General features: G+C 67.3%; 20 protein-coding genes, 2 pseudogenes and 1 riboswitch. Of the genes and pseudogenes, 9 read left to right on the top strand and 13 right to left on the bottom strand.

What is annotated here, in order from left to right; genetic code table 11:
* Nucleotides 1–603: a nicotinate-nucleotide adenylyltransferase gene (locus tag D5084_RS08740; protein ID WP_128515142.1), complete on the bottom strand. Its 603-nt coding sequence runs from the start codon at nt 601–603 to the stop codon at nt 1–3.
* A gap of 127 nt (nt 604–730) precedes the next feature.
* On the opposite strand from D5084_RS08740, the gene ettA reads away from it, so the two are divergent.
* The 7 genes and pseudogenes from ettA (at nt 731) to D5084_RS08705 (ending at nt 7634) form a co-directional block, all read left to right on the top strand.
* On the top strand, nt 731–2386 hold the full coding sequence (gene ettA, locus D5084_RS08735; RefSeq protein WP_128515141.1) for an energy-dependent translational throttle protein EttA: 1656 nt from the start codon (nt 731–733) through the stop codon (nt 2384–2386).
* Nucleotides 2387–2921: 535 nt separating this feature from the next.
* Nucleotides 2922–3257: a DUF4342 domain-containing protein gene (locus tag D5084_RS08730; RefSeq protein ID WP_128515140.1), complete on the top strand. Its 336-nt coding sequence runs from the start codon at nt 2922–2924 to the stop codon at nt 3255–3257.
* Nucleotides 3258–3510: 253 nt separating this feature from the next.
* Nucleotides 3511–4586 (top strand): annotated as a pseudogene (locus D5084_RS18990) (IS30 family transposase).
* A gap of 237 nt (nt 4587–4823) precedes the next feature.
* Nucleotides 4824–5741 (top strand): alpha/beta fold hydrolase, encoded by a 918-nt coding sequence (locus tag D5084_RS08720; protein WP_128515139.1) that lies wholly within the window; start codon nt 4824–4826, stop codon nt 5739–5741.
* 269 nt (nt 5742–6010) lie between these two features.
* Nucleotides 6011–6331, top strand: coding sequence for a TIGR03792 family protein (locus D5084_RS08715; RefSeq protein WP_128515138.1), 321 nt, complete (start codon nt 6011–6013; stop codon nt 6329–6331).
* 126 nt (nt 6332–6457) lie between these two features.
* Nucleotides 6458–7372 carry an alpha/beta hydrolase gene (locus D5084_RS08710; RefSeq protein WP_128515137.1) on the top strand — a complete coding sequence of 305 codons (915 nt, stop codon included), beginning with the start codon at nt 6458–6460 and terminating at the stop codon, nt 7370–7372.
* 58 nt (nt 7373–7430) lie between these two features.
* Nucleotides 7431–7634 carry a hypothetical protein gene (locus D5084_RS08705; protein WP_128515136.1) on the top strand — a complete coding sequence of 68 codons (204 nt, stop codon included), beginning with the start codon at nt 7431–7433 and terminating at the stop codon, nt 7632–7634.
* Between the two features lie 32 nt (nt 7635–7666).
* Here D5084_RS08705 and aroA read toward each other — a convergent pair whose 3' ends face one another.
* From aroA to miaB, 10 genes are all read right to left on the bottom strand, one after another.
* Entirely contained in the window at nt 7667–9013 is a 1347-nt protein-coding gene (gene aroA / locus D5084_RS08700) for a 3-phosphoshikimate 1-carboxyvinyltransferase (protein WP_128515135.1), read from the bottom strand.
* Between the two features lie 164 nt (nt 9014–9177).
* Nucleotides 9178–9864, bottom strand: coding sequence for a tRNA (guanine(46)-N(7))-methyltransferase TrmB (gene trmB, locus D5084_RS08695; RefSeq protein WP_128515134.1), 687 nt, complete (start codon nt 9862–9864; stop codon nt 9178–9180).
* Between the two features lie 125 nt (nt 9865–9989).
* Complete coding sequence (gene metK, locus D5084_RS08690) at nt 9990–11156, bottom strand: methionine adenosyltransferase (protein WP_128515133.1); 1167 nt, start codon at nt 11154–11156, stop codon at nt 9990–9992.
* A gap of 6 nt (nt 11157–11162) precedes the next feature.
* Nucleotides 11163–11213: riboswitch (SAM-SAH riboswitch) on the bottom strand.
* A 36-nt stretch (nt 11214–11249) separates the two neighbouring features.
* Nucleotides 11250–12725, bottom strand: coding sequence for an apolipoprotein N-acyltransferase (lnt, locus tag D5084_RS08685; RefSeq protein WP_162302406.1), 1476 nt, complete (start codon nt 12723–12725; stop codon nt 11250–11252).
* A gap of 3 nt (nt 12726–12728) precedes the next feature.
* A complete protein-coding gene (locus tag D5084_RS08680) occupies nt 12729–13607 on the bottom strand; it encodes a transporter associated domain-containing protein (protein WP_128515132.1) in 879 nt (292 codons plus the stop codon).
* Between the two features lie 18 nt (nt 13608–13625).
* Nucleotides 13626–14150: an rRNA maturation RNase YbeY gene (gene ybeY, locus D5084_RS08675; protein WP_128515131.1), complete on the bottom strand. Its 525-nt coding sequence runs from the start codon at nt 14148–14150 to the stop codon at nt 13626–13628.
* A 253-nt stretch (nt 14151–14403) separates the two neighbouring features.
* Nucleotides 14404–15405, bottom strand: coding sequence for a PhoH family protein (locus D5084_RS08670; RefSeq protein ID WP_435532671.1), 1002 nt, complete (start codon nt 15403–15405; stop codon nt 14404–14406).
* A gap of 191 nt (nt 15406–15596) precedes the next feature.
* The gene (locus D5084_RS08665) at nt 15597–16013 is read right to left on the bottom strand and encodes a hypothetical protein (RefSeq protein ID WP_128515129.1); all 417 of its coding nucleotides are present in this window, start codon (nt 16011–16013) and stop codon (nt 15597–15599) included.
* 5 nt (nt 16014–16018) lie between these two features.
* Complete coding sequence (locus D5084_RS08660; RefSeq protein WP_238382579.1) at nt 16019–16522, bottom strand: OmpA family protein; 504 nt, start codon at nt 16520–16522, stop codon at nt 16019–16021.
* 227 nt (nt 16523–16749) lie between these two features.
* Nucleotides 16750–18069 carry a tRNA (N6-isopentenyl adenosine(37)-C2)-methylthiotransferase MiaB gene (gene miaB, locus D5084_RS08655; protein ID WP_128515127.1) on the bottom strand — a complete coding sequence of 440 codons (1320 nt, stop codon included), beginning with the start codon at nt 18067–18069 and terminating at the stop codon, nt 16750–16752.
* A gap of 148 nt (nt 18070–18217) precedes the next feature.
* Here miaB and D5084_RS08650 point away from each other — a divergent pair, with 148 nt between their 5' ends.
* Entirely contained in the window at nt 18218–19087 is an 870-nt protein-coding gene (locus D5084_RS08650; protein WP_128515126.1) for a glycosyltransferase family protein, read from the top strand.
* A 106-nt stretch (nt 19088–19193) separates the two neighbouring features.
* Nucleotides 19194–19736: pseudogene (locus D5084_RS08645) on the top strand (fasciclin domain-containing protein).
* Between the two features lie 47 nt (nt 19737–19783).
* On the opposite strand, the gene irrA reads toward D5084_RS08645, so the two are convergent.
* Entirely contained in the window at nt 19784–20209 is a 426-nt protein-coding gene (irrA, locus tag D5084_RS08640) for an iron response transcriptional regulator IrrA (RefSeq protein WP_128515125.1), read from the bottom strand.
* Nucleotides 20210–20281: 72 nt separating this feature from the next.
* Nucleotides 20282–21532, bottom strand: coding sequence for an MFS transporter (locus D5084_RS08635; RefSeq protein WP_128515124.1), 1251 nt, complete (start codon nt 21530–21532; stop codon nt 20282–20284).
* Nucleotides 21533–21555: the final 23 nt, after the last annotated feature.

The raw sequence follows: 21555 nt of genomic DNA, 5'->3' as shown, positions 1-21555 counted from the left end.
TCACCGCCCTGCCCGCCACCCGCCCCGCGCCCGGATTTCGCTGGAGGAGGCATCGTTCATCGGCAGGTTCACGAAAGCCCAGACCGGAGGCCTGTGGCCGCGCAGGTTCTCGCCGCGCGCCACCTGATGCACCCGGAACGCCCGCGCCGCTACGGACAGCCGCGCCTGCACCCCCGACCCCGGCCGGGCCAGCACGCCCACGGCCACGCTGCGCAGGATGTCGCGCCAGCGGCCCCAGCGATGGAACTGCACCAGATTGTCCGCCCCCATCAGCCAGACGAAGGTCACACCGGGATAAACGGCCCGCAGCCGGTCGATCGTATCCGCCGTCGCCCGCGTCCCCAGCCGCGCCTCCAGCGCCGTGATCTTCACGCGCGGATGCCGCATCACCGCCCGCGCCCGCGCGATCCGGTCCGCCAGCGGCGCCGGCTGGCGCGCCTTCAACGGGTTCGCAGGCGTCACCAGCCACCAGACCTGATCCAGCCCCATCCGCTTCAGCGCCTCACGCGTGATGTGCACATGCCCCTCATGCGCCGGATCGAACGACCCGCCAAGCAGCCCCACGACCATCCCCCTGGTCGCCACCGGAAACCCCTGCCGCATCGGACCCGTCCTCCCACGCGGCCGAGAAAAGCCGAACCGCCCGACCCGCACAAGCCCGCCGACCGTTGCAGCCCCGCCCCTTCACCGCTACATGTGCGCCAACCCCAGATGTCAGGAACCCGGAGCCATGGCCAGCTATCAATACGTCTATCACATGGAGAACGTCTCCAAGACCTATCCCGGCGGCAAGACCTGCTTTGAAAACATCCACCTGAACTTCCTGCCCGGCGTGAAGATCGGCGTCGTCGGCGTGAACGGCGCGGGGAAATCCACGCTGCTCAAGATCATGGCCGGGATCGACAAGGATTTCAAAGGCGAGGCCTGGGCCGCCAAGGGCGCCACCGTCGGCTATCTCGCACAGGAGCCATACCTCGACCCCGCGCTGACGGTGAAGGAAAACGTCATGCTGGGCGTGGCCAAGCAGCAGGCGATCCTCGACCGCTACAATGAACTCGCCATGAACTACTCGGACGAGACGGCGGACGAGATGGCCCAGTTGCAGGACCAGATCGACGCCCAGAACCTGTGGGAACTGGACGCGACCGTGGGCGTCGCGATGGACGCGCTCCGCTGCCCGCCGGACGATGCCGACGTGACCACGCTGTCGGGCGGGGAACGCCGTCGGGTGGCGCTCTGCAAGCTCCTCCTCGAAAAGCCCGACATGCTGCTTCTGGACGAACCTACCAACCACCTCGACGCCGAGTCGATCGCCTGGCTGCAGAAGCACCTGATCGACTACAAGGGCACGATCCTGATCGTCACCCACGACCGCTATTTCCTGGACGACATCACCGGCTGGATCCTGGAACTCGACCGCGGCCGCGGCATTCCCTACGAGGGCAACTATTCCTCCTGGCTGGAACAGAAGGCCAAGCGCATGGCGCAGGAAGCGCGCGAGGACAAGTCGCGCCAGAAAGCGCTGGAAAAGGAACTGGAATGGATCCGTTCCGGGGCCAAGGCGCGGCAGGCCAAGGGCAAGGCGCGTCTCAACCGCTACAACGAGATGGCCAGCCAAACCGTCACCGAACGCGCCACCACCGCCCAGATCATCATCCCGAACGGCGAACGCCTGGGCAACAAGGTGATCGAGGTCGAGGGCCTGAAGAAGGCCATGGGCGACAAGCTTCTGATCGAGGACCTGTCCTTCACCGTCCCCCCCGGCGCCATCGTCGGCGTCATCGGCCCGAACGGCGCGGGCAAGTCGACCTTGTTCCGCATGATCACCGGCCAGGAACAACCCGACGAGGGCACGATCAAGCTGGGCGAGACGGTGAAGCTCGCCTATGTCGACCAGTCGCGCGACGCGCTCGACCCTGACAAGACCGTATGGGAGGAAATCTCCGGCGGGGCCGAGGTCATCCATCTGGGCGACCTCGCGATGAACTCGCGCGTCTATACGGGCGCGTTCAACTTCAGGGGCACCGACCAGCAGAAGAAGGTCGGGTTGCTGTCGGGCGGCGAACGCAACCGCGTCCACATGGCCAAGCTGTTGAAATCCGGGGGCAACGTCCTTCTCCTTGACGAACCGACCAACGACCTCGACGTGGAGACGCTTCAGGCCCTGGAAGCCGCCATCGAGGATTTCGCCGGCTGCGCGATCATCATCAGCCACGACCGCTTCTTCCTCGACCGCCTCTGCACCCACATCCTCGCCTTCGAGGGCGACGCCCATGTGGAATGGTTCGAGGGCAACTTCCAGGCCTACGAGGAAGACAAGGTCCGCCGCCTCGGCCCCGACGCGCTGGAGCCGAAGCGGGTGAAGTACAAGCGGTTCGCCCGCTGACGCAGGTCGGGGCCCGCCCCGACCCCCGTGCGGCCCCGTAGGTCGGGCTTCAGACCGACTCCCCTCCCCCCTGTCATCCCCGCGAAAGCGGGGACCCATCTTCCTTTGCGGGTATGGCTCCCCGCCTGCGCGGAGATGATCCGACCGAACCCCAACCCGTAGGGTGCGCATTCATTGCGCAGCTCACCGCACACCCGCCCATCGTTTGGCGCTCTGCAGCGCACCACCCGCCGCCTCCCCAAGGACACCGCCCGTAAGGTGGGCAATCTGCCCACCACCCCTGGCAACACAGGGCCGCCCCTCCCTCGGGCGGGCGCACCAACCGCCGAGCGAAGCGCTTTGTCCCCCACCCCCGCCCCTGCTCTCCCCGCCAGAGGGAGGCCCCATGATCCAGCCCGCCTGCCAGACCCTCATCGACGCCTGCACCATCTCCTGACGCGCCGCATCCCCGCACAACTGCCCGGCTGATCCACATCAATGCCGCCTTTGCGATTCCCGGTGATACTGCACTTCCAACCCCATCGGAGGACGTCCCATGACCGACCGGAAAACCATTCCCCAGAAATCCAAAGCCGCGACGGAACCGCCGAAGAAGCGCACCTGGACCGAAGAGATCGAGGTCGCCGGCGACAAGCTGGTGGCCGAGGTCAAGCGCCTGGCTGCCGAAGGTCAGGTCAAGCGGATCCGCATCACGGAACCGGACGGCGATCTGATCGTGGAACTGCCCCTGACCGTCGGGGCGATTGCGGGCGGTGCCGTTGTCCTCGCGGCCCCGTTTCTGGCCGTGATCGGCGCCATCGCCGCCTTCGTGACCAAGGTCAAGATCGAGGTCATCCGCAGCGGCGACCCGGCCGACAAGCCCAGGACCTGAGCACGTCAGGCTGCGCCGTCCCGGTCGTCCCCGGCACGGCCAGGCACTGGTGAAATCTGTCAGCACGGCTGGCAGACGGCGGGACGGCAGGCGTCTGCCAGCCACCGGCACAGCTTGCGGACTGGGTCCGGGGCGATCCGTCGCCCGCGGGTCGCATGGTCACGATCCGCCCCGTCCCCAATCCTTAACATTAGGCGGACTCCAGGATGAAGCGGAGCAGCATGTGCTCATGGCATTGAGGGGTCCGGGTTTCATGAGGTTTCGTCACCTGAGTTGCGCGGAGCGAGCGGTCGTCTTTTCCGAAGCTCGTCGGGGAAGCAGTCAGCGCGAGATTGCGCGGTGTCTCGGTCGGTCGGCGAGCACGGTCTGTCGGGAGTTGCGCCGAGGTTGGCTGCCGGAGGGCGGCTATTGCCCGCAGCAGAGCGCAGAGGAGCATGCGCGTCGGCGGCAACGCTGCCGGCCCCGGCGCAAGCTCCGGCCGGGCGGGGCGCTCTGGCGCTTCGTCTGGCATCACCTCGTCACATTCCGCTGGTCGCCCGAGCAGATCGCCGCGACACTCCGTTCCATGCACCCCGACGATCCCCGATGCCCGCGTGAGCCATGAGACGATCTACGCCATGATCTATGCCCAGGCGCGCGGCGGGCTGAAGGCGGCGATGGTGGAAGCCCTGCGCCAGGGCAAGCTGCGGCGCGGTGTCGGTCGGGGGATCGGGCGCAAGCCTGGGGGCGGCAGTTCCATCGTCCCGGAAACCTTGAAGATTATCCACCGGCCCGAAGAGGTGGAGGCCCGCCTGGTCCCCGGCCATTGGGAAGGAGATCTGCTTAAAGGGGGCCTTCAACCGCTCGTCCGTCGGCACGCTGGTGGAACGCAAGACCCGCTTCGTGACACTGGCGCGGATGGAGGGCAACGGCGCCGAGGCCGCGCTGGCGGGCTTCACCCGGCAGATGCGCCGTTTGCCCGCCTTCCTGCGGCGGAGCCTGACCTACGACCGGGGTCCGGAGATGGCCTGCCACCCCGAGCTCGCCCGCCGCCTGAAGATCGACATCTGGTTCTGCGATCCCCACCAATCGGCGGGAAAACAGTCCCCCGGACTGTTTTCTGATCCGCCTCATACATGGCAGCGCGGGTCGAACGAGAACACCAACGGGCTTCTGCGCCAGTTCCTGCCCAAAGGCGCTGACCTCCGCCAGTTCTCTCAGCGCGATCTCGACCATATCGCCAAGCTCATGAACAACCGCCCCAGAAAGACACTGGGCTGGAAAACACCAGCACAGGCCCTCGCCGAGGAACTCGAAAAAACAACAACAACCGTTGCACTTGGAACTTGAGTTAACCAGTCCCTAACGCCCACAGCCAACTCCTTGAAATCCCTCACCCCGCCGCAAGCGCCGCGCGCGGCGCGGCCAGGGGCCTTCCCCTCCCCGACCCTCGCCCCTACACTCCCGCCAAAGGGAGGCCCCCATGACCCAAGACCACCACCAGACCCTCACCGACGCCCCCACCCCGGCCCCCCTGGAGAGGACGAACGCCCCCCACGCCCCGACCCACCCCCTGACCGGACAAGGGTGCGCCCCTCGGCGGGCCATGCGGTGACACCCCGCCCCTGGCTGGTGCTCTCAGCGGCCGTGATGCTCGCCGCCTGCGCCCCGCGACCCGAGGCCGCGAAACCGCCGCTCTACACCGCCCGCGAGGTCGCCGCGCCCGAGGAGATCACCTTCCTCCTCCCCGGCGCGCTGACCACCGCGCGCATCTTCGGCCCCGCGAACGACTGGACCACCGACCGCCACCTCGTCGTCGAATACCGACTGCCAGGGATGCGCGGCGAACCCCTCTCGCCCCCCCTCGACATCCTCCGCGCCGCTGACTGGGTAGCGGGCTTCGCCAACCGCCACCCCCAGGCCCGGATCAACCTGCTGGGCTATTCCACCGGCGCCGCCATCGCCATCGAGGCCGCAGGCCGCATCGACGACAGTCAGCGCGTGCGGGTCGTCGCCATTTCCAGCGCCACTCCCTTCCCCGGCGCGGCCATGGGCCTGGTGAACGGGGTCGCCGGGATCGTCGGATCGGCCCTTGCCACCGGCAGCCTTGACGCGAAAACCGTCTGGGAGGACTACTTCATCACCCTCTACATCGGCTCCGGCTGGCGCAGCTCTCCCGAGAAACGCGCCATGGCCGAAAGGCTGCGCCGGGCCTTCGCAGGCCAGATCAACACTCCGGGCGAGGGGCGGGGCCGCTCGCAATCCGCAAGCCTCCTGCTGTGGACCCTCTCGCGCGAGGCGCTGGCCTCGCGGGCCCGGATCACGTTCTTCCACGGGCAGAACGACCCGATCTTCCCCCTGCCCCGAGTCCGCCGCCTTGCCACGCGGCTGAACGCCACTCTCTGCGTCCTGCCCGAGGATGGCCATATGCCCCTCCTGTCCCGGCCGGACCTGATGGAAAGGGTGGAACGGGTGCTCGCGGGCACCGGCGGCCCCTGCGGCTGACGCGGGCTCGACCACGGCAGGGCAGCGCAGGCTGTGGCGACGCCACTCGATCGCCCGCCCGTGGGCAGAGGAGGGGTAAAGGGCACGGGCCGACCACCCGCGGCAGCTTTCCGATCCCCACCCGCGCGCAAGCTGAGCACTACGGCCCACCACCCCGGGCGACCGGAGGGCGCGCCGTCCGGCACATCCCCTGCCGCCGGGCACCCTGAGACCTACGCTGCGCGGCCAGCCCCCTTTCCCGATCCGTCCCGCGGCCCTACACTCGTGCCATGGTGATCGAGCAACTGACCTTCCGCGTTCCTCTCTCGCTTCGTCCGCGCTTTCTGGCACTGGACGCCGAGATCTGGACAGCGACGCTTTCCGCACAGCCCGGTTTCCTCGGCAAGGAGTGCTGGGTCGAGGCCGCCGACCCCGAAATGCTGCATCTCGTCATCCGCTGGCAGACGCGGACCGCCTGGCGCGCAGTTCCAGAGGAGCTGCTGGCCCGAACCGATGACCGTTTCACCGCCGCGCTGGGGCAGAAGGTTCCGGTGCTGCGCTGTCTGGATCAAGAGGTCCTGGACCTCCCGGACGCGTCCGCCATTGCTTGACACCAGCCTGACGCCCACAGCCAGGCCCCTGAAATCCCTCACCTCGCTCACCTGTCCGCGCGTGGACAGGCGAAGGCCCTTCCCCTCTGCCACGCCCACCCCTACACTCGGCCAAAGGGGGAGCCCATGACCGAACCCGACTACCAGACCCTTGTCGACGCCCCCACCTGGGCCTTCATTCGGCAGACGAACGCCACCTACCCACCCGACACTGCCACCCTCTCCATCGCCGAGCAGCGGGCGATCTATGACCGGATGTGCGCCGCCTTCGACACCCCCTACCCGGCTGGAGTGACCTCCCACGACGCGCCCATCGCCGGCGTCCCCTGCCGCATCTACCCGGGCGCGCAGCCGACCGTCCTCTACCTCCACGGCGGCGGCTTCGTGGTGGGCGGCCTCCACTCCCACGACGGGGTCTGCGCCGACATCCGGGGGGCGACCGGCCTGACCGTCGTCTCGGCCGACTACCGGCTTTCCCCGGAACATCCCCACCCCGCCGCCTTCGACGACGCTTGCGCGGTGGCCCGCGCCCTTGCCGCCCAAGGCCCCCTGATCCTCGTCGGCGACAGCGCCGGGGCCAACCTCGCCGCCGCAGCCTGCCATGCCCTGAGGGGCGATCCGAGGATCAGGGGCCAGGTCCTGATCTACCCCGGCCTCGGCGGCGATCTGAACACGGGCAGCTACATCACCCATGCGAACGCCCCGATGCTGACCCGCGACGACGTCCTTTTCTACCGGGACATCCGCCACGCGGGCCCCGCGCCGGACGCAAACCCCACCGTCAGCCCGCTGAAGGACACCGATTTCTCAGGCCTGCCGCCGACCCTCGCCATCGCCGCGGAATGCGACCCCCTCGCCGACGACGCCCCGGCCTATGCCGCGAAGATCGTGCAGGCCGGGGGCCGCGCCCATGCGATCACCGAACCCGGCCTCGTCCACGGCTACCTCCGCGCACGGACCACGGTCCCCCGTGCAAGGGAAAGCTTTGCCAGGATCACCCGGGCCATCACGGCCATGGCCGAAGATCGCTGGCCCTTCTGAGGCGCTGACCAGGCACAATCCGGAAGGGCTTCGCGACCAGGGCAAGCCTTGCCGATCCATGAACGCCAGCGGCCAGGTCAGGGGTCTGCCTGAGCCAGGGAACCTGCCCGCGCGTGGACACGCCGCAGGGAACCGCAGCCGTCGGCCCGGCGTTGTCCGGGCGAGCAACCACAGGAGTCACCCCATGAAAGGCGCCCTTGCCTGGCTGATCGGCATTCCGATCCCGATCATCATCATTCTCTACCTGATCGACGTCTTCTGACGCCGTCGCCTCGCGCGCGTCGGGGGCCGAGGTCAGCCCCGCTCGATCTCGGCCCCAAGGCCACGCATCAGGTCCTCGAAGACGGGAAACGAGGTCTGGATCGGCGAGCCATCATCCACCGCGACCGGAGCCTTCGCCGCCAGGCCGCAGACGAGGAAGCTCATCGCGATCCGGTGGTCGATGTGGGTGGCGCAGGTCGCCCCGCCCGGAACGCCGCCAGGCCCCATCCCATGGACGATCAGGGTATCCTCGTCCTCTTCCACGCGGACGCCGCAGGCCTCCAGCCCCCGGGCCATCGCGTCGATCCGGTCGCTTTCCTTGACCCGCAGCTCCCTGACGCCGCGCATCACCGTGCGGCCGGTGGCGAAGGCCGCGACGACCGACAGGACCGGATATTCGTCGATCATCGAGGGCGCGCGGTCCGGGGGCACCTCGATCCCCTTCATCCCGCCCGAGAACCGGACGCGCAAGTCGGCCACCGGCTCGCCACCCTCTTCGCGGGGGTTCCGGAACTCGATGTCCGCGCCCATCTCGACCAGGGTCAGGTAAAGCCCGTTGCGGGTCAGGTTCTGGCTGACGCCGGGGACCAGGATCTCCGAGCCCTCGACGATCAGCGCCGCGCAGACCGGGAAGGCCGCGCTTGACGGGTCGCGTGGCACCGCCACGGTCTGCGGCCGCAGCTCGGGCTGGCCTTTCAGGGTGATGACATGGCCCTCGGCGGTCTTGTCGACGTGAAGCTGCGCCCCGAAGCCCAGCAGCATCCGCTCGGAATGGTCACGGGTCGGTTCCTTCTCGATCACCACGGTCTCGCCCGGCGCGTTCAGACCGGCAAGCAGCACCGCCGACTTCACCTGGGCCGAGGCCACGGGCAGCGCATAGCGCACCGGGACGGGGTTGGCGGCGCCGACGATGGTCATCGGCAGGCGGCCGCCCTGACGGCCATAGGCGCGGGCGCCGAAGAGGCTCAGCGGATCGGTGACGCGACCCATCGGACGTTTGCGCAGACTGGCGTCGCCGGTGAAGGTCGCGGTGATCGGGGTTGTCGCCATGGTGCCCATGATCAGCCGGACGCCAGTGCCGGAGTTGCCGCAGTCGATCACATCCGCCGGTTCCTGCAACCCGCCGACACCCACGCCGTTCACCGTCCAGACGCCCGCGCCGTGCCGCGTGACCGTCGCCCCGAACGCCCGCATCGCCTTGGCCGTGTCCAGCACATCCTGGCCTTCCAGCAGGCCGGAAATCTTCGTCTCGCCCACCGCCAGCGCGCCGAAGATCAGCGACCGGTGCGAGATCGACTTGTCCCCCGGCACGTCGGCCACGCCCCGCAAGGGCCCGGACTTGCGGGATTTCATCGGTTGCGCGTCACCATGGCCGGACATCTTGGTCTCTCCTTGCGTTCCGGCATGGCTGATAGCGCAACCTTGCCGCGCGGTCCATCACCTGAACCGGATCGCATGACGCGGCGTCGGACCCTCCGGGGGGAGTATTTCTGAAAAGAGCAAATCACGGCAGCTTGCTCTTTTCCCAAATACTCATGCCACGGCTAGAGCCTGCGAAACGTCAGGTAATGCGGCGCGCGGCCTTCGCGCAGCGCCTTCTGCTCGTAGCGCGTCGACAGCCAGTCTTCCCAGGCCCCGCCCTCCCCCGTCTGGGCGACAAGGGTGAACCCGGCGGGCGGAACTTCCTCGAGTGTCTGGCGGACATAGTCGGGGATGTCGGTGGCGACGCGGAACTCGGCCCCCGGGGCGGTGATCCGGGCCAGGGGCAGCAGGTATTCCGGGGTCACGAAGCGGCGGCGGTGGTGGCGGGCCTTGGGCCAGGGGTCGGGGTAGTTGAGGAACACCTTTTGCAGGCAGGCGTCGGGCAGGACGTCAAAGAGGTCGCGCACGTCGCCCGGATGCAGCCAGAGGTTCTTCACCCCCGCCCCCCGGATCTTGCCCAGAAGCATTGCGATGCCGTTCACGAAAGGCTCCGCCCCGATCAGCGTCACCTCCGGGTAGCGCGCTGCCATATGCACCAGATGCTCGCCCCCGCCGAAGCCCACTTCAAGCCATAAGGGCCCCTTGACGAAGCCCATGTCCAGGACAGACCGGGACGGGTTTTCCTCCCGCGTCACCCCGCGCAGCGTCAGCGGGCCAAGGTCCTCGGCCAGATAGCCCTTCTGGCTTGCCCGCAGGGTCTTGCCCTTGATCCGGCCGTAGAAGTTGCGGCGTTGGCCCGCGTCGGTCATGTGAAAAAGCCCCGGAACTGATCCGGGGCCTTCAAACAGAGCCAGGCGACAGGGTCAAGCGCGACCGGAGCCCGAAGTGGCGACGCCGTCCGCGTGGCTCGATGCCACAAGGACGGCTCCCCGTCTCACACGGCTTTCTTCAGCGCCTCCACCAGATCGGTCCGCTCCCACGAGAAGCCGCCGTCGGCTTCGGGCGCGCGGCCGAAATGGCCGTAGGCCGCGGTGCGCTGATAGACCGGCCTGTTCAGGTCCAGATGCGTGCGGATGCCGCGCGGGGTCAGGTCCATGACCTCGGCCACGGCTTTTTCGATGCGGCTGGCCTCGACCTGGCCGGTGCCGTGGGTGTCCACATAGATCGACAGGGGTTTTGCAACGCCGATGGCGTAGCTCACCTGCAAGGTGCAGCGTTCGGCCAGGCCCGCGGCCACCACGTTCTTCGCCAGATAGCGCGCGGCATAGGCCGCCGAGCGGTCGACCTTGGTCGGGTCCTTGCCGGAGAACGCGCCGCCGCCGTGGGGGGCCGCGCCACCGTAGGTATCAACGATGATCTTGCGGCCCGTGAGCCCTGCGTCGCCATCGGGCCCACCGATGACGAAAGTTCCCGTCGGGTTGACGTGCCATTCGGTCTTGCGGGTGATCCAGCCCTCGGGCAGGACTTCGCGGATATAGGGCTCTACGATCCTGCGGATGACCTTCGAAGTCTGGCGCTTGGACGTGTGCTGGGTGGACAGCACGATCGAGGTCACCTCCACGGGCTTCCCGTTCGCATAGCGCAGCGTCAGCTGGCTTTTCGCATCCGGCCCGAGCGTCGGCTCGGCACCCGACTTCCGCGCTTCGGCCAGACGGCGCAGGATCGCATGGGCATACAGGATCGGCGCCGGCATGAACTCGGGCGTCTCGGTCGTGGCATAGCCGAACATGATCCCCTGGTCGCCCGCCCCGTCGCGGTCCACGCCCTGCGCGATATGGGCGCTTTGTTCGTGGATGTAGTTGTGAACCTTGATCTTTTCCCAGTGGAACTTCTTCTGTTCATAGCCGATGTCGCGCACGCAGTCGCGCACGATGCCGTCGATCCGGTCCATCATCGCATGGGTCGCCTCTTTCGAGGACAGGCCGACCTCGCCGCCGACCACCACCCGGTTTGTCGTGGCAAAGGTCTCGCAGGCGACGCGGGCGTTCGGTTCTTCCGTCAGGAAGGCATCCAGAACGGCATCCGAGATGCGGTCGCAGACCTTGTCGGGGTGGCCCTCCGAGACGGACTCGGACGTGAAGACATAGTCTTGGCGGCTCATGGGAAGTGCTCCGTTAAAGGGTAAGCCCACCACGCCAGGAAGCCGTTGTGGAGGGGTCAGGTCGCGCCTGACTAGACGGGCGGGCGTGGGCCGTCAATGGGCTGCACGTCGCCGCCGCGCCATTGCACCAAGCCCGAGGCCCGCCAGCAACAAGGCCAAAGGACCATCGCCCCAGCGGCTGTAGGGCGTCGGCGGCAGGGCACCGGGGATCGTCGTGTCCAGCGCGGCCATCTCGCCGAAGGGCAGCGCCTTGACCACCCGCCCATGCGCATCGACCACCGCCGTGACCCCGGTGTTCGCCACCCTTATCAGCGGCAGGCCCTGCTCTACCGCCCGCAGGCGCGCCTGGGCGAAATGCTGAAACGGGCCGGTCAGCGTGCCGAACCAGGCGTCATTGGTGATCTGCAACATCCAGTCGGCGCGTTCCGGCATCGCGTTCACGTCGCGCGGGAAGATCGCCTCGTAGCAGATCAACGGCAGCACCTTGCCGAACCGCCCGAGATCCAGCACCTGCGGCCCCGGACCGGCAGAATAGGTGTTGCCCGCCTGGGCCGCAAAGGCGCGCAGGCCGAACCACCGGTAGGCCAGATCACCGAAGGGAATATACTCGCCGAACGGCACCAGATGCGCCTTGTCATAGCGCGCGGTCTCCTCCCCCTCGCCCTCCAGCACGCGCAGCGAGTTGTAGAACCGCTGGCCCTCTTCGCGCTGGATGCCGACCGCAACAGGGCGCCCGTTCGAGGCTGCAACCACCATGTCGGCCACCTCGGGGGCATATTCCAGCATGTAGGGCACGGCCGTCTCTGGCCAGATCGTCAGATCGGCGGGGGTGTCCCTGGCGGTCAGCGCCAGAAGGCGGTCCAGGAAATCCTGCGCGCGCGCGGCCTCCCATTTCGCCGACTGCTCGGCATTGGGCTGCACCAGGCGCAGGGTCAGGTCCCCCGCCGCAGGCAGCGGCTGCGACAGACGCCACAGGCCAAAGACCAGCGCGGCGGCGAGTATGGCAGCCGACCCCGCCGCTCCGCGCCAGCGCCAGAGGATCGGCAGGGCAGCGGCCAGCACGGTCAGCAGAGACAAGACCGAGGCCCCGCCCAGTGCGGCCAACTGGTCCAGCGGCGTGCCGATCCAGATGTGACCGACCATCGCCCAGGGAAAGCCGGTGAAGATCACCCCGCGCAGGGCTTCAAGCGCGGTGAAGGCCACGACAAAGCCAAGGACCGGATGGGCAAAGAGACGCGCCAGAACCGCCGCCCCGGCCCAGAAGAGGCCAAGACCGAAGGACAGCAGCACCACCGCGAAAGGCGCCATCCAGCCATGGCGGGCGATGTCGATCAGGAAGGGCTCGACAATCCAGTTCAGCGCCACACCAAAGTGACCAGCCCCCGCGAACAGCCCGGCCAGAAACGCCCCGCGCCCATCCGTCTCTTGCTGCAGGAGCCAGGTCAGCCCCGCCAGAGCCGGCAGCGTGGCCCACCAGAAGCCCAGCGGTGCCTGCCCCAGAGCCGCGACCGCGCCAAGGGCGAAGGCCAGCCCCAGGCGGCGCTTTGCAACCAGCCGGATCTCAGGCACCGCTCACTCCGCTGCCGCGGCAGGCATCCGCACCCGCAGACGCTTGATCCGGCGCGGATCGGCATCGACGATCTCGAACTGGACGCCGCTTTCGTGATCGATCACCTCGCCGCGCGCCGGAACCCGGCCCGAACGCAGGAACACCAGCCCGCCCAGCGTGTCGATCTCCTCGTCCTCCTCGCCGGTGCGCAGGGCCAGGCCCAACGCCGCCTCGAGTTCTTCCAGCGGGGCTGTCGACTGCGCCAGGATCACGCCGGGCTTCTCTTCCTTCCACAGCGCGCCCTCGTCCTCGTCATGCTCGTCCTCGATCTCGCCGATCACGGTTTCGATCAGGTCCTCGATGGTGACAAGGCCGTCGACCCCGCCGTATTCGTCGATGACCAAGGCCATGTGGACGCGGTCCTTCTGCATCTTCTGCAACAGGACCCCCGTGGGCATCGACGGCGGCGCGTAAAGGATCGGGCGCAGCAGGCGCTTGAGGTTGAACCGGCCCGAGGCGCCGAACCCATGCTGAAGCGCGAGGTCCTTCAACAGGACCAGACCCTGCGGATGGTCCAGCGTGCCCTTGTAGACCGGCAAGCGGCTGAAGCCATGTTCGCGGAAGGTCTCGACCAGGTCGTCCTTGCCGATGTCCAGCGGCACCGCCACGATCTCGGCCTTGGGGATCGCCACATCGTCCACCCGCATCCGCCGCAGCGCGTGCAGACCCTGCGGCCCGCTTGCCGCACCCGGCGAGGTGCTGGGGGCGACGGCATCGCCCGAGTGGCTGAAGGCAGAAAAGAGCCGACCCAGAAAGCCGCGTTGGCCGTGGTCTGAGGCGGGATCATCGGTCTCGTTCAGCGCGCCCTGCGCTGCGGGAGACCCGTCGGTGCTACTGCCCATCGGTCCTTTGTCCGTGCATCACCCGTCCAGCGGGTGCGACTCCCAATATGGGTCAGAAACCCCAAGGCTTGCAAGTATGCGCACTTCCAGCGCCTCCATCAGCGCCGCATCCACATCCTCGACATGGTCGTAGCCCAGAAGATGCAGGATGCCGTGCACCAGAAGATGAGTGACATGGTCGGCCATCGGCTTGCCCTGCGCTTCCGCCTCGCGGGTGCAGGTCTCCCAGGCAATGGCGATGTCGCCCAGTTCGACCGGGTCCTCGGCATCGCCCGGCTCGGGCAGGTCCGGCGCCGCACCGATCTGCGCGGCGGCGCGATCCTCCGAGGGCCAGCTGAGCACATTGGTCGGCACCGGCTTGTCCCGGAAGTCGGCGTTCAACGCCGCGATCCGGGCATCGTCGCAGCCCAGCACGCTGATCGCAAAGCCTGTCCCCGACAGGCCCAGCCCCGCCAGAGCCGCACGTCCGGCGCGTTCGGCCAGAGCCGCCAGCCCGAACGTCTCCCAGCGCGCGTCCTCGATCACTGTCTCGACCAGATCCATGCGCAGCCTCTAGTCCGAACCCGCCCGCCCGTCAAATCGACCGCTGACGCGCGAAGACCATTTGTCTTCTCGGAGGCCTGCGCCACCCAAACGTCGTGCTTCCGGCAGGAGTATTCGGGAAAAGGGCAAGAGATCTTTGCCCTTTTCCAAATACTCTGGGGGTTTGGGGGTGAAGCCCCCATCCCGAGGAGGAGGCGAAGGCCGACGACGAGACAAGAGCCTCGCGCGTCAGCGCTCGATTCGAAAACCGTCCTTACCCCTGCGCTTCGTCGGCCTCGTAGGCCTCGATGATGCGACCGACCAGCGGATGACGCACCACGTCCTTCGAGGTGAAGTAGTTGAAACTGACCCCGCGGAGGCCCTTCAGGATCCGCTCGGCCTCGGCCAGGCCCGAGGCGGTACCGCGCGGCAGGTCGACCTGGGTCCGGTCGCCGGTGATGACCATGCGGCTGCCCTCGCCCAGGCGGGTCAGGAACATCTTCATCTGCATCGAGGTCGCATTCTGCGCCTCGTCCAGCACGATGAAGGCATTCGACAGCGTCCGGCCCCGCATGAAGGCCAGAGGCGCGATCTCGATCCGCTTTTCCTGCAGCAGTTTTTCCACCTGTTTCGACGGCAGGAAATCGTTCAGCGCGTCGTAGAGCGGCTGCATGTAGGGATCGACCTTTTCCTTCATGTCGCCGGGCAGGAAGCCCAGCCGTTCGCCCGCCTCCACCGCCGGGCGGGACAGGATGATCTTTTCCACCGCCCCGCTGATGAACATCGTGACGCCCACGGCCACGGCCAGATAGGTCTTGCCCGTCCCGGCGGGGCCAATGCCGAAGCCCAGTTCGTGCTGGAACAGATTGGCCACATAGGCCTTTTGCGCCTCGGTTCTGGGTTCGATCGGCTTCTTGCGGGTCCGCAGTTCCATCCCGGTCGAGAAAAGCTCGATCTGTTCGGCGCTTTCGGCATCCACGGGACGGCCCATCCGCATCGCACCGTCGATGTCGCCCGCCGCCACGTTGCGCCCCGATTCCAGCCGGGCATAGAGCGAGCGCAGCACTGCCGCCGCCGGCTCTCGCGCGACCTTGTCGCCCACCACCGCCAGCCGGTTGCCGCGCCGCAGGATGTGAACCCCCATCTGGTGCTCGATCTGCGCGAGATTGCGGTCGAATTCGCCGCAGAGGTCGATCAGCAATCGGTTGTCGGGAAATTCGAGGACAGTCTCCACGATATCCTCGGCGGACGGGGGGGACAGCGCGCTGATGCCCAAAGGGGTCTCCTTCCAACAGGACCACATCGAAAAGTCTGCTACCGGATACGCGATCTGGCAAGCGAAACTCGCTGCCGACACTAACTGTTGTGGGAGAACATGCCGATTTCATGACAAACGCGGCAGAGCAGCCCAAGAAAGGGGCCCCGGCAACGCCGAGGCCCCTGCAACGATCCGAAGTCCCTTTCGCCTTACTGGCGGATATGTCCCGATGCCGGCCCCGAGACGCGGTCGGGAATGCCCGCATCGCTGGTCTCGTAGACGCCGATGACGGTGCCGGGCGGATACTTGCCATCGCAGACCGGCAGGCCGGTCCTGGGATCGAAGCGGGGGCTGGAATAGCCCTCGATCCCGTCGTCGATGATCCAGACCTGACAGCCATCGGGATCATAGGCGATGGCGGCCTCGCCATCCTTCAGCGCCACCTTGTCGTGGCCGTAGTCTTCGGCCGTGGCGATCACCGAATCCGGGCCGGAATAGGGCTGCGTGCCCTCGACCCCTTCGAAGAACCCGCCACAGCCCGACAGAAGCGTGCCGAGCCCCAACACCAGACCCGCGCGCGCAACCGCACCGGACCGCAGCCGTTCGGATTTTCCTGCAAGCGTCATGATCGTCAGCCCTTCTTGCAGAGAATTTCGACGCGCCGGTTCTTCGCCATGCCCTTGGCGGTGGCGTTCGACGCGGCGGGCTTGCTTTCGCCATAGCCCACCACGCTGTCCACCACGGCGCCGACCGACTGTGCAACTGCGGCCACCGAGGCCGCCCGTGCCTCGCTGAGGCCCTGGTTGTAGTCCTCGGAGCCGCGGCTGTCGGTATGCCCGGCGATGGTGTAGGAAAAGGCCCCGGTCTGGCGGAAATAGGTCTCCAGCTTCGCCCGGCCGGCTGCGGTCAGCGTGGCGCTGGCGGTGGCAAAATAGGCATCGGTGCTTTCGGTCAGGCAGCTGACCTGCTTCAGACAGACCGGCTTGCCGGTTTTCGGATCGCGGCGCGGCACCATGTAGCCTTCGGTTCCGCCATCGGCCCACCAGTGCTGGCAACCGTCCGCATCGATCCAGAGTCCCCATTCGATCTTGCCGGTCACGGCCTCGTCCTGCGCCAAGGCCATGGGCGCGGACATCAGGCACAGTCCCGCGGCCATAACCGAAAGCGCCTGCCGAAGCATGCTTTCCCGTCTCATCCCCCACTCCCTCGCAGCAGCATTGGCCGAGTCAGCGACCCGGCGGTCGCGCGATCATGCCGAGGAAAGCCGACAGTGAGAAGGTGTTCGTCGGAAAAGACCGGAAATTCCGCCGATCGCCGCGCCCACCTGCGGCTTTCTTGCCATTGTGGAAAGGTTCGATCCGGTCAAGCGATCCGGGAAATCAGGTTTGCCGCCAGTGAGTTGGGTGCCGAGGCTGAAACGCGCGCGCGCACCAGGTTTCCGACCCTTCCGTCAGGGTCCAGGATGTGCACGGCATGAAGGTGACCCGATTTCCCGACCATCTGATCGGGCAGCCGGCCGGGTTTCTCGTACAGGACCTCGACCTCGCGGCCGACCATCGCCTGTTGTGCAGCCTGTTGCTGGGCGGTGATGAGCGCCTGCAACTCCTGCAGCCGCGCGTCCGCGATCTCGGCCGCAACCGCGGATTTTTCGGCAGCCGGAGTGCCGGGACGGGCGGAATACCTGAAGCTGAACGCCGCGCCGAAGCCCACGGCGCGGATCAGGTCGAGCGTGGCCTGGAAATCGGCATCCGTCTCGCCCGGGAAACCCACGATGAAATCCGAGGACAGAAGAATGTCGGGCCGCGCCGCCCGGATGCGTTCCACCAGACGCAGATACTGTTCCGCCGTGTGCTTGCGGTTCATCGCCTTCAGGATCCGGTCCGAGCCGGACTGCACCGGCAGATGCAGATAGGGCATCAGCTGCGCCACCTCGCCATGGGCGGCGATCAGGTCGTCGTCCATGTCGTTCGGATGGCTGGTGGTATAGCGGATGCGCTCCAGCCCGGCGATCCCGGCCAACTCGCGCACCAGACGCGCGAGGCCCCAGATGCCGTCCGGCCCCGCGCCGTGATAGGCGTTGACGTTCTGGCCCAAGAGCGTGATCTCGCGCGCGCCTTGCGCCACCAGACCCCGGGCTTCGTCCAGAAGCCGCGCCACCGGACGGCTGATTTCCGCCCCGCGCGTATAGGGCACCACGCAGAAGGCGCAGAACTTGTCGCAGCCTTCCTGCACGGTCAGGAAGGCCGTGGGTCCGCGCAAGGACCTGCGTTCGGGCAGATGGGTGAACTTGTCCTCGACGGGGAAATCCGTGTCCACCACGCGCCCTTCGGCCTCGACCATCGCGGGCAGGCGGTGATAGGCCTGCGGGCCGACGACCAGATCCACGACCGGCGACCGGCGCAGGATTTCCTCGCCCTCGGCCTGGGCCACGCAGCCCGCGACGCCCACCTTCAGCCCCGGCCTGGCCAGTTTCAGCGCGCGCAGCCGGCCCAGGTCGGAGTAGAGCTTTTCCGACGCCTTTTCCCGGATGTGGCAGGTGTTCAGCAGCACCATGTCGGCGTCTTCGACCGTGTCGGTCGTGACATAGCCCTTCGCACCCAGGGCTTCCGCCATGCGCTCGCTGTCGTAGACGTTCATCTGACAGCCATAGGTCTTGACGAATAGCTTCTTCGCGTCGGTCATCGGCGGGGCCCTCGGAACTGTCGGGCTTCTATCGCAACCCCGGCCCCGCCTCAACCGCCGCGTTCAGGCGACCCGCCGCCCGTCCCCGAACCTCTCTTGCGTCGGCCCGCCGGATCGCAGACTTTGGGCCGCCACCAATGGACCCGTCATGCGTTACCCCAGCCTCGATGCCTTTCTGGAACGACCCCCCCCCGGTTTTGGCAAGGGGCCGCTGTCGCTGATCCTGGCCGAGGACGGGGTCGAGGTCGCATCGACCATCGCGCATCATCTGGCCCGCGGCTTTCGTGACGTCATCCTTCTGGCCCCCGAAGCGCTGCGGGCCCTGCCCGGGCACGAGAACACGGTCCATGTCGTTCAGTACGACGTCTACAGGGAAGGGGCGCTGGTCTCGGCGGTGAACGCGACGATCGCGCGCGTTCCGGGGACGTGGATTCACTACTGCCACAACGCCGAATACCTGTTCTACCCGTTCTGCGAGACGCGCAGCGTGGGCGAGATGCTTGCCTTTCATGCCGAGGAACGGCGGCAGGCGATGCTGACCTATGTCATCGACCTTTATGCCGGGGACCTGGCCTTGCACCCCGACGCGGTGGCGCTGGACGATGCCTGGCTTGACCGCTCGGGCTATTACGCGCTGGCTCGCAAGGACCCGGCGAACGAATGGCAGCCCAAGGAACGCCAGCTGGATTTCTATGGCGGCCTTCGTTGGCGGTTCGAGGAACATATCCCCTATGCGCGGCGCCGGATCGACCGGATCTCGCTGTTCCGCGCCAGGCCGGGGCTGAGGCTTCTGCCGGACTTCACACTCTCTGACGAAGAGATGAACACCCATTCCTGCCGCTGGCACAACAACCTGACCGCAGCGGTCTGTTCCTTTCGCACCGCCAAGGCGCTGCGGACCAATCCCGGCTCGCGCCATGCGATCCACAGCTTCCGCTGGCCGAACTCTGTCAAGTTCGAGTGGCACAGCCAGCAGCTGATGGACCTTGGCCTGATGGAGCCGGGGCAATGGTTCTGACCCTTCACGCATCCGTGATCGGCTTGCCGAAACTTCTGCTCTGACGCCTCCGTTCCTTGGGATGTGACAGCTGGATGATCCGGCTGGTCCTGGAATGGAGTGTCCCATGTCGCTGAAATCGCTTCTTGGCGCCGTCGCGCTGTCTGCCTTTGCCGCCTCTGCTTTCGCCGCCAATCCCGATGTGGGCGGCGCCCCGATGTTCGAGACGAAGAACATCGTCGAAAATGCCGTGAACTCGAAGGATCACACCACGCTGGTTGCCGCCGTGAAGGCCGCAGGCCTGGTCGACGCGCTGATGGGCCCCGGCCCCTTCACTGTCTTCGCGCCCGTGAACGACGCCTTCGCCGCCCTGCCTGCCGGCACGGTGGAGACGCTGCTCAAGCCCGAGAACAAGGCGATGCTGACCAAGGTCCTGACCGCCCATGTCGTGGCCGGAGACCTGAAGCTGGCCGATCTGCGCCGCAAGGTCGGCAAGGACGGCTTTGCCAATCTGCGCACCCTGTCGGGCGACGCGCTGTCGGTGAAGTTCAAGGGCGACAAGGCGATGGTCTAGTCGGAATCGCGCAACATCGGCACGATCACCATCGCCGATGTGGACCAGTCGAACGGCGTGATCCACGTCATCGACACGGTGCTGGTTCCGAAGTGAGCCGACAGGTTTCGTGACCAGTGCGGGCGGGGGCAACCCCGCCCTTTTTATGCTGCGCCCTCCTCGGCGCGGCGCAGGCGGATCACCACATCGACGCGGGACACGGTCATGCCCTCGGGCACCTGCGGCAGCGACGCGATCTCCAGCTCTTCGGCCGGGGCATCGGTCAGCGCGTGGGTGTCTTCCCAGTAGAAATGCGGGTGATCGTCAGTGCGGGTGTCGAAATAGGACTTCGAGCCATCCACCACGACCTCGTTCATCAAGCCCGCCTCGCAGAAGGCGCGCAGCGTGTTGTAGACGGTGGCCAGGCTGACCTTTTCGCCCGCGTCAGCGGACAGCGCATAAAGGCTTTCCGCCGTCACATGCCGGTTCATCCCGTCGCCGACCAGAAGTTCCGCCAGCGCAAGCCGTTGGCGCGTGGGACGCAAGCCCCCCGCCCTCAACCATTCCACGCTGCGTTCCGTGCCGGTCAATGGCCGCCTCGCTACATCCTGTGTCCGATATAGGGCCTCAATCCCGACCGTTTCAATGCGGAATCGACCGGATTACCGGGAAATCCCGACAAATCCGCGTGCGATAGCCCTCCAGACAAGGATCGTGACCACCACGGACCCCAGTCCCGCCGCCCAGAATGGCAGCGCAAGCGCCGTCCCGCGCGACGCAACCAACTCTCCCAGCGACACCACCACCCCCGACAGGACCAGTCCTACCGGCATCATGCCCCAGGTCAGAAGCCGGTAGACGCTGTTCACCCGGCCAAGCAATGCGTCCGGGATCAAGCGTTGCCGGGTGCTGACCGAGACGACGTTCCAGACAAAGCCCGAAAACTCCATCGCCGCAAAGCAGGTGCCAAGCGTCCAGGCACCCGGCGCCAGCGCCATGCCGAAGAAGCACGGGCCGGAGGCCAGAAGCATCCACTGCATCGTCCGCGTCGGCCCCAGGGCCTGCCCGATCCTTTCGCCCATGAGACTGCCGGCAATGCCCCCGACCGCACCCCCCGCCAGTGTAAGCCCATAGGCCTGCGCCGAAAGTCCCAGGTTTTCCTGCGCATGCAGCACGACGCCGATCACGATCATCTGGTGGAACAGGTTCCAGAACCCCGTGGTCCAGGCCAGGGTCTTCAGCAGCGGCACGCCGCGCAGGAAGGCGATCCCCTCGCCGATCTCGGCCCTCCAGCCGCGCCGGTCCGTCCGCACGGCCTTGAACGGCCCGGCCAGCCCCGCCACCAGCAGCATCGCCAGCCCGTATGCCGCCGCGTTCACCCCGAAGGCCAGGGGCAGCCACAGCCCGATCAGATACGCCCCCAGCGCCGGGCCGATCAGCGCGTTGGTCAGAAGCTCCACGCTCCAGAGCTGGCCGTTCGCCCGCTCCAGTCTCTCAGGCGGGACCAGCGCGGGCAGCACGGTCTGCGCGGCATTGTCGCGAAAGACCTCGGCCCCGCCGACGACCAGCGCCGCCAGCATCAGCGCCACATAGAGACCCGGGGACGAGACGCCCGTAGAAGGCGCCGGGGCAAGCGGCAGGGCCAGCCACAAGGCCAGCGCCGCGCCGAGGAAGGCCAGCGCCCGCAGCGCATCCATCCCCAGGATCAGCTGCCGGCGGTCGACCCGGTCGGTGACCAGCCCCGCAGGCAATGCCAGCAGCGCCCAAGGGGTGCGCAGCGCCACTGGCAGCAGCGCAACCAGCAGCGCGTCCCGCGTCAGAAGCGAGGCGATCCACCCCCAGGCCACCACCGCGATCCCGTCCGCCAGGTTCGTCATCCCGCTGGCCATGATGAACCGCTGCAACGCCGTCATGCCCGCTCTCCATCAAGTCCGGC

Source organism: Tabrizicola thermarum, from assembly GCF_003574395.1.
GTDB classification, from domain to species: domain Bacteria; phylum Pseudomonadota; class Alphaproteobacteria; order Rhodobacterales; family Rhodobacteraceae; genus Tabrizicola; species Tabrizicola thermarum.
Note: the sequence above shows the minus strand (reverse complement) of the source record. Positions and strands in the feature narration are given on the sequence as shown.

Excerpts from the sequence above, each read along its gene's own strand:
- D5084_RS08705 (WP_128515136.1), top strand. The coding sequence starts at position 7,431 with ATGAACGCCAGCGGCCAGGTCAGGGGTCTGCCTGAGCCAGGGAACCTG.
- D5084_RS08635 (WP_128515124.1), bottom strand. The coding sequence starts at position 21,532 with ATGACGGCGTTGCAGCGGTTCATCATGGCCAGCGGGATGACGAACCTG.
- ybeY (WP_128515131.1), bottom strand. The coding sequence starts at position 14,150 with ATGGATCTGGTCGAGACAGTGATCGAGGACGCGCGCTGGGAGACGTTC.
- miaB (WP_128515127.1), bottom strand. The coding sequence starts at position 18,069 with ATGACCGACGCGAAGAAGCTATTCGTCAAGACCTATGGCTGTCAGATG.
- D5084_RS08665 (WP_128515129.1), bottom strand. The coding sequence starts at position 16,013 with ATGACGCTTGCAGGAAAATCCGAACGGCTGCGGTCCGGTGCGGTTGCG.
- D5084_RS08740 (WP_128515142.1), bottom strand. The coding sequence starts at position 603 with ATGCGGCAGGGGTTTCCGGTGGCGACCAGGGGGATGGTCGTGGGGCTG.
- D5084_RS08710 (WP_128515137.1), top strand. The coding sequence starts at position 6,458 with ATGACCGAACCCGACTACCAGACCCTTGTCGACGCCCCCACCTGGGCC.
- D5084_RS08650 (WP_128515126.1), top strand. The coding sequence starts at position 18,218 with ATGCGTTACCCCAGCCTCGATGCCTTTCTGGAACGACCCCCCCCCGGT.
- metK (WP_128515133.1), bottom strand. The coding sequence starts at position 11,156 with ATGAGCCGCCAAGACTATGTCTTCACGTCCGAGTCCGTCTCGGAGGGC.
- D5084_RS08715 (WP_128515138.1), top strand. The coding sequence starts at position 6,011 with ATGGTGATCGAGCAACTGACCTTCCGCGTTCCTCTCTCGCTTCGTCCG.
- trmB (WP_128515134.1), bottom strand. The coding sequence starts at position 9,864 with ATGACCGACGCGGGCCAACGCCGCAACTTCTACGGCCGGATCAAGGGC.
- aroA (WP_128515135.1), bottom strand. The coding sequence starts at position 9,013 with ATGTCCGGCCATGGTGACGCGCAACCGATGAAATCCCGCAAGTCCGGG.
- D5084_RS08730 (WP_128515140.1), top strand. The coding sequence starts at position 2,922 with ATGACCGACCGGAAAACCATTCCCCAGAAATCCAAAGCCGCGACGGAA.
- ettA (WP_128515141.1), top strand. The coding sequence starts at position 731 with ATGGCCAGCTATCAATACGTCTATCACATGGAGAACGTCTCCAAGACC.
- D5084_RS08660 (WP_238382579.1), bottom strand. The coding sequence starts at position 16,522 with ATGTCCGCGCCCATGGCCTTGGCGCAGGACGAGGCCGTGACCGGCAAG.
- D5084_RS08680 (WP_128515132.1), bottom strand. The coding sequence starts at position 13,607 with ATGGGCAGTAGCACCGACGGGTCTCCCGCAGCGCAGGGCGCGCTGAAC.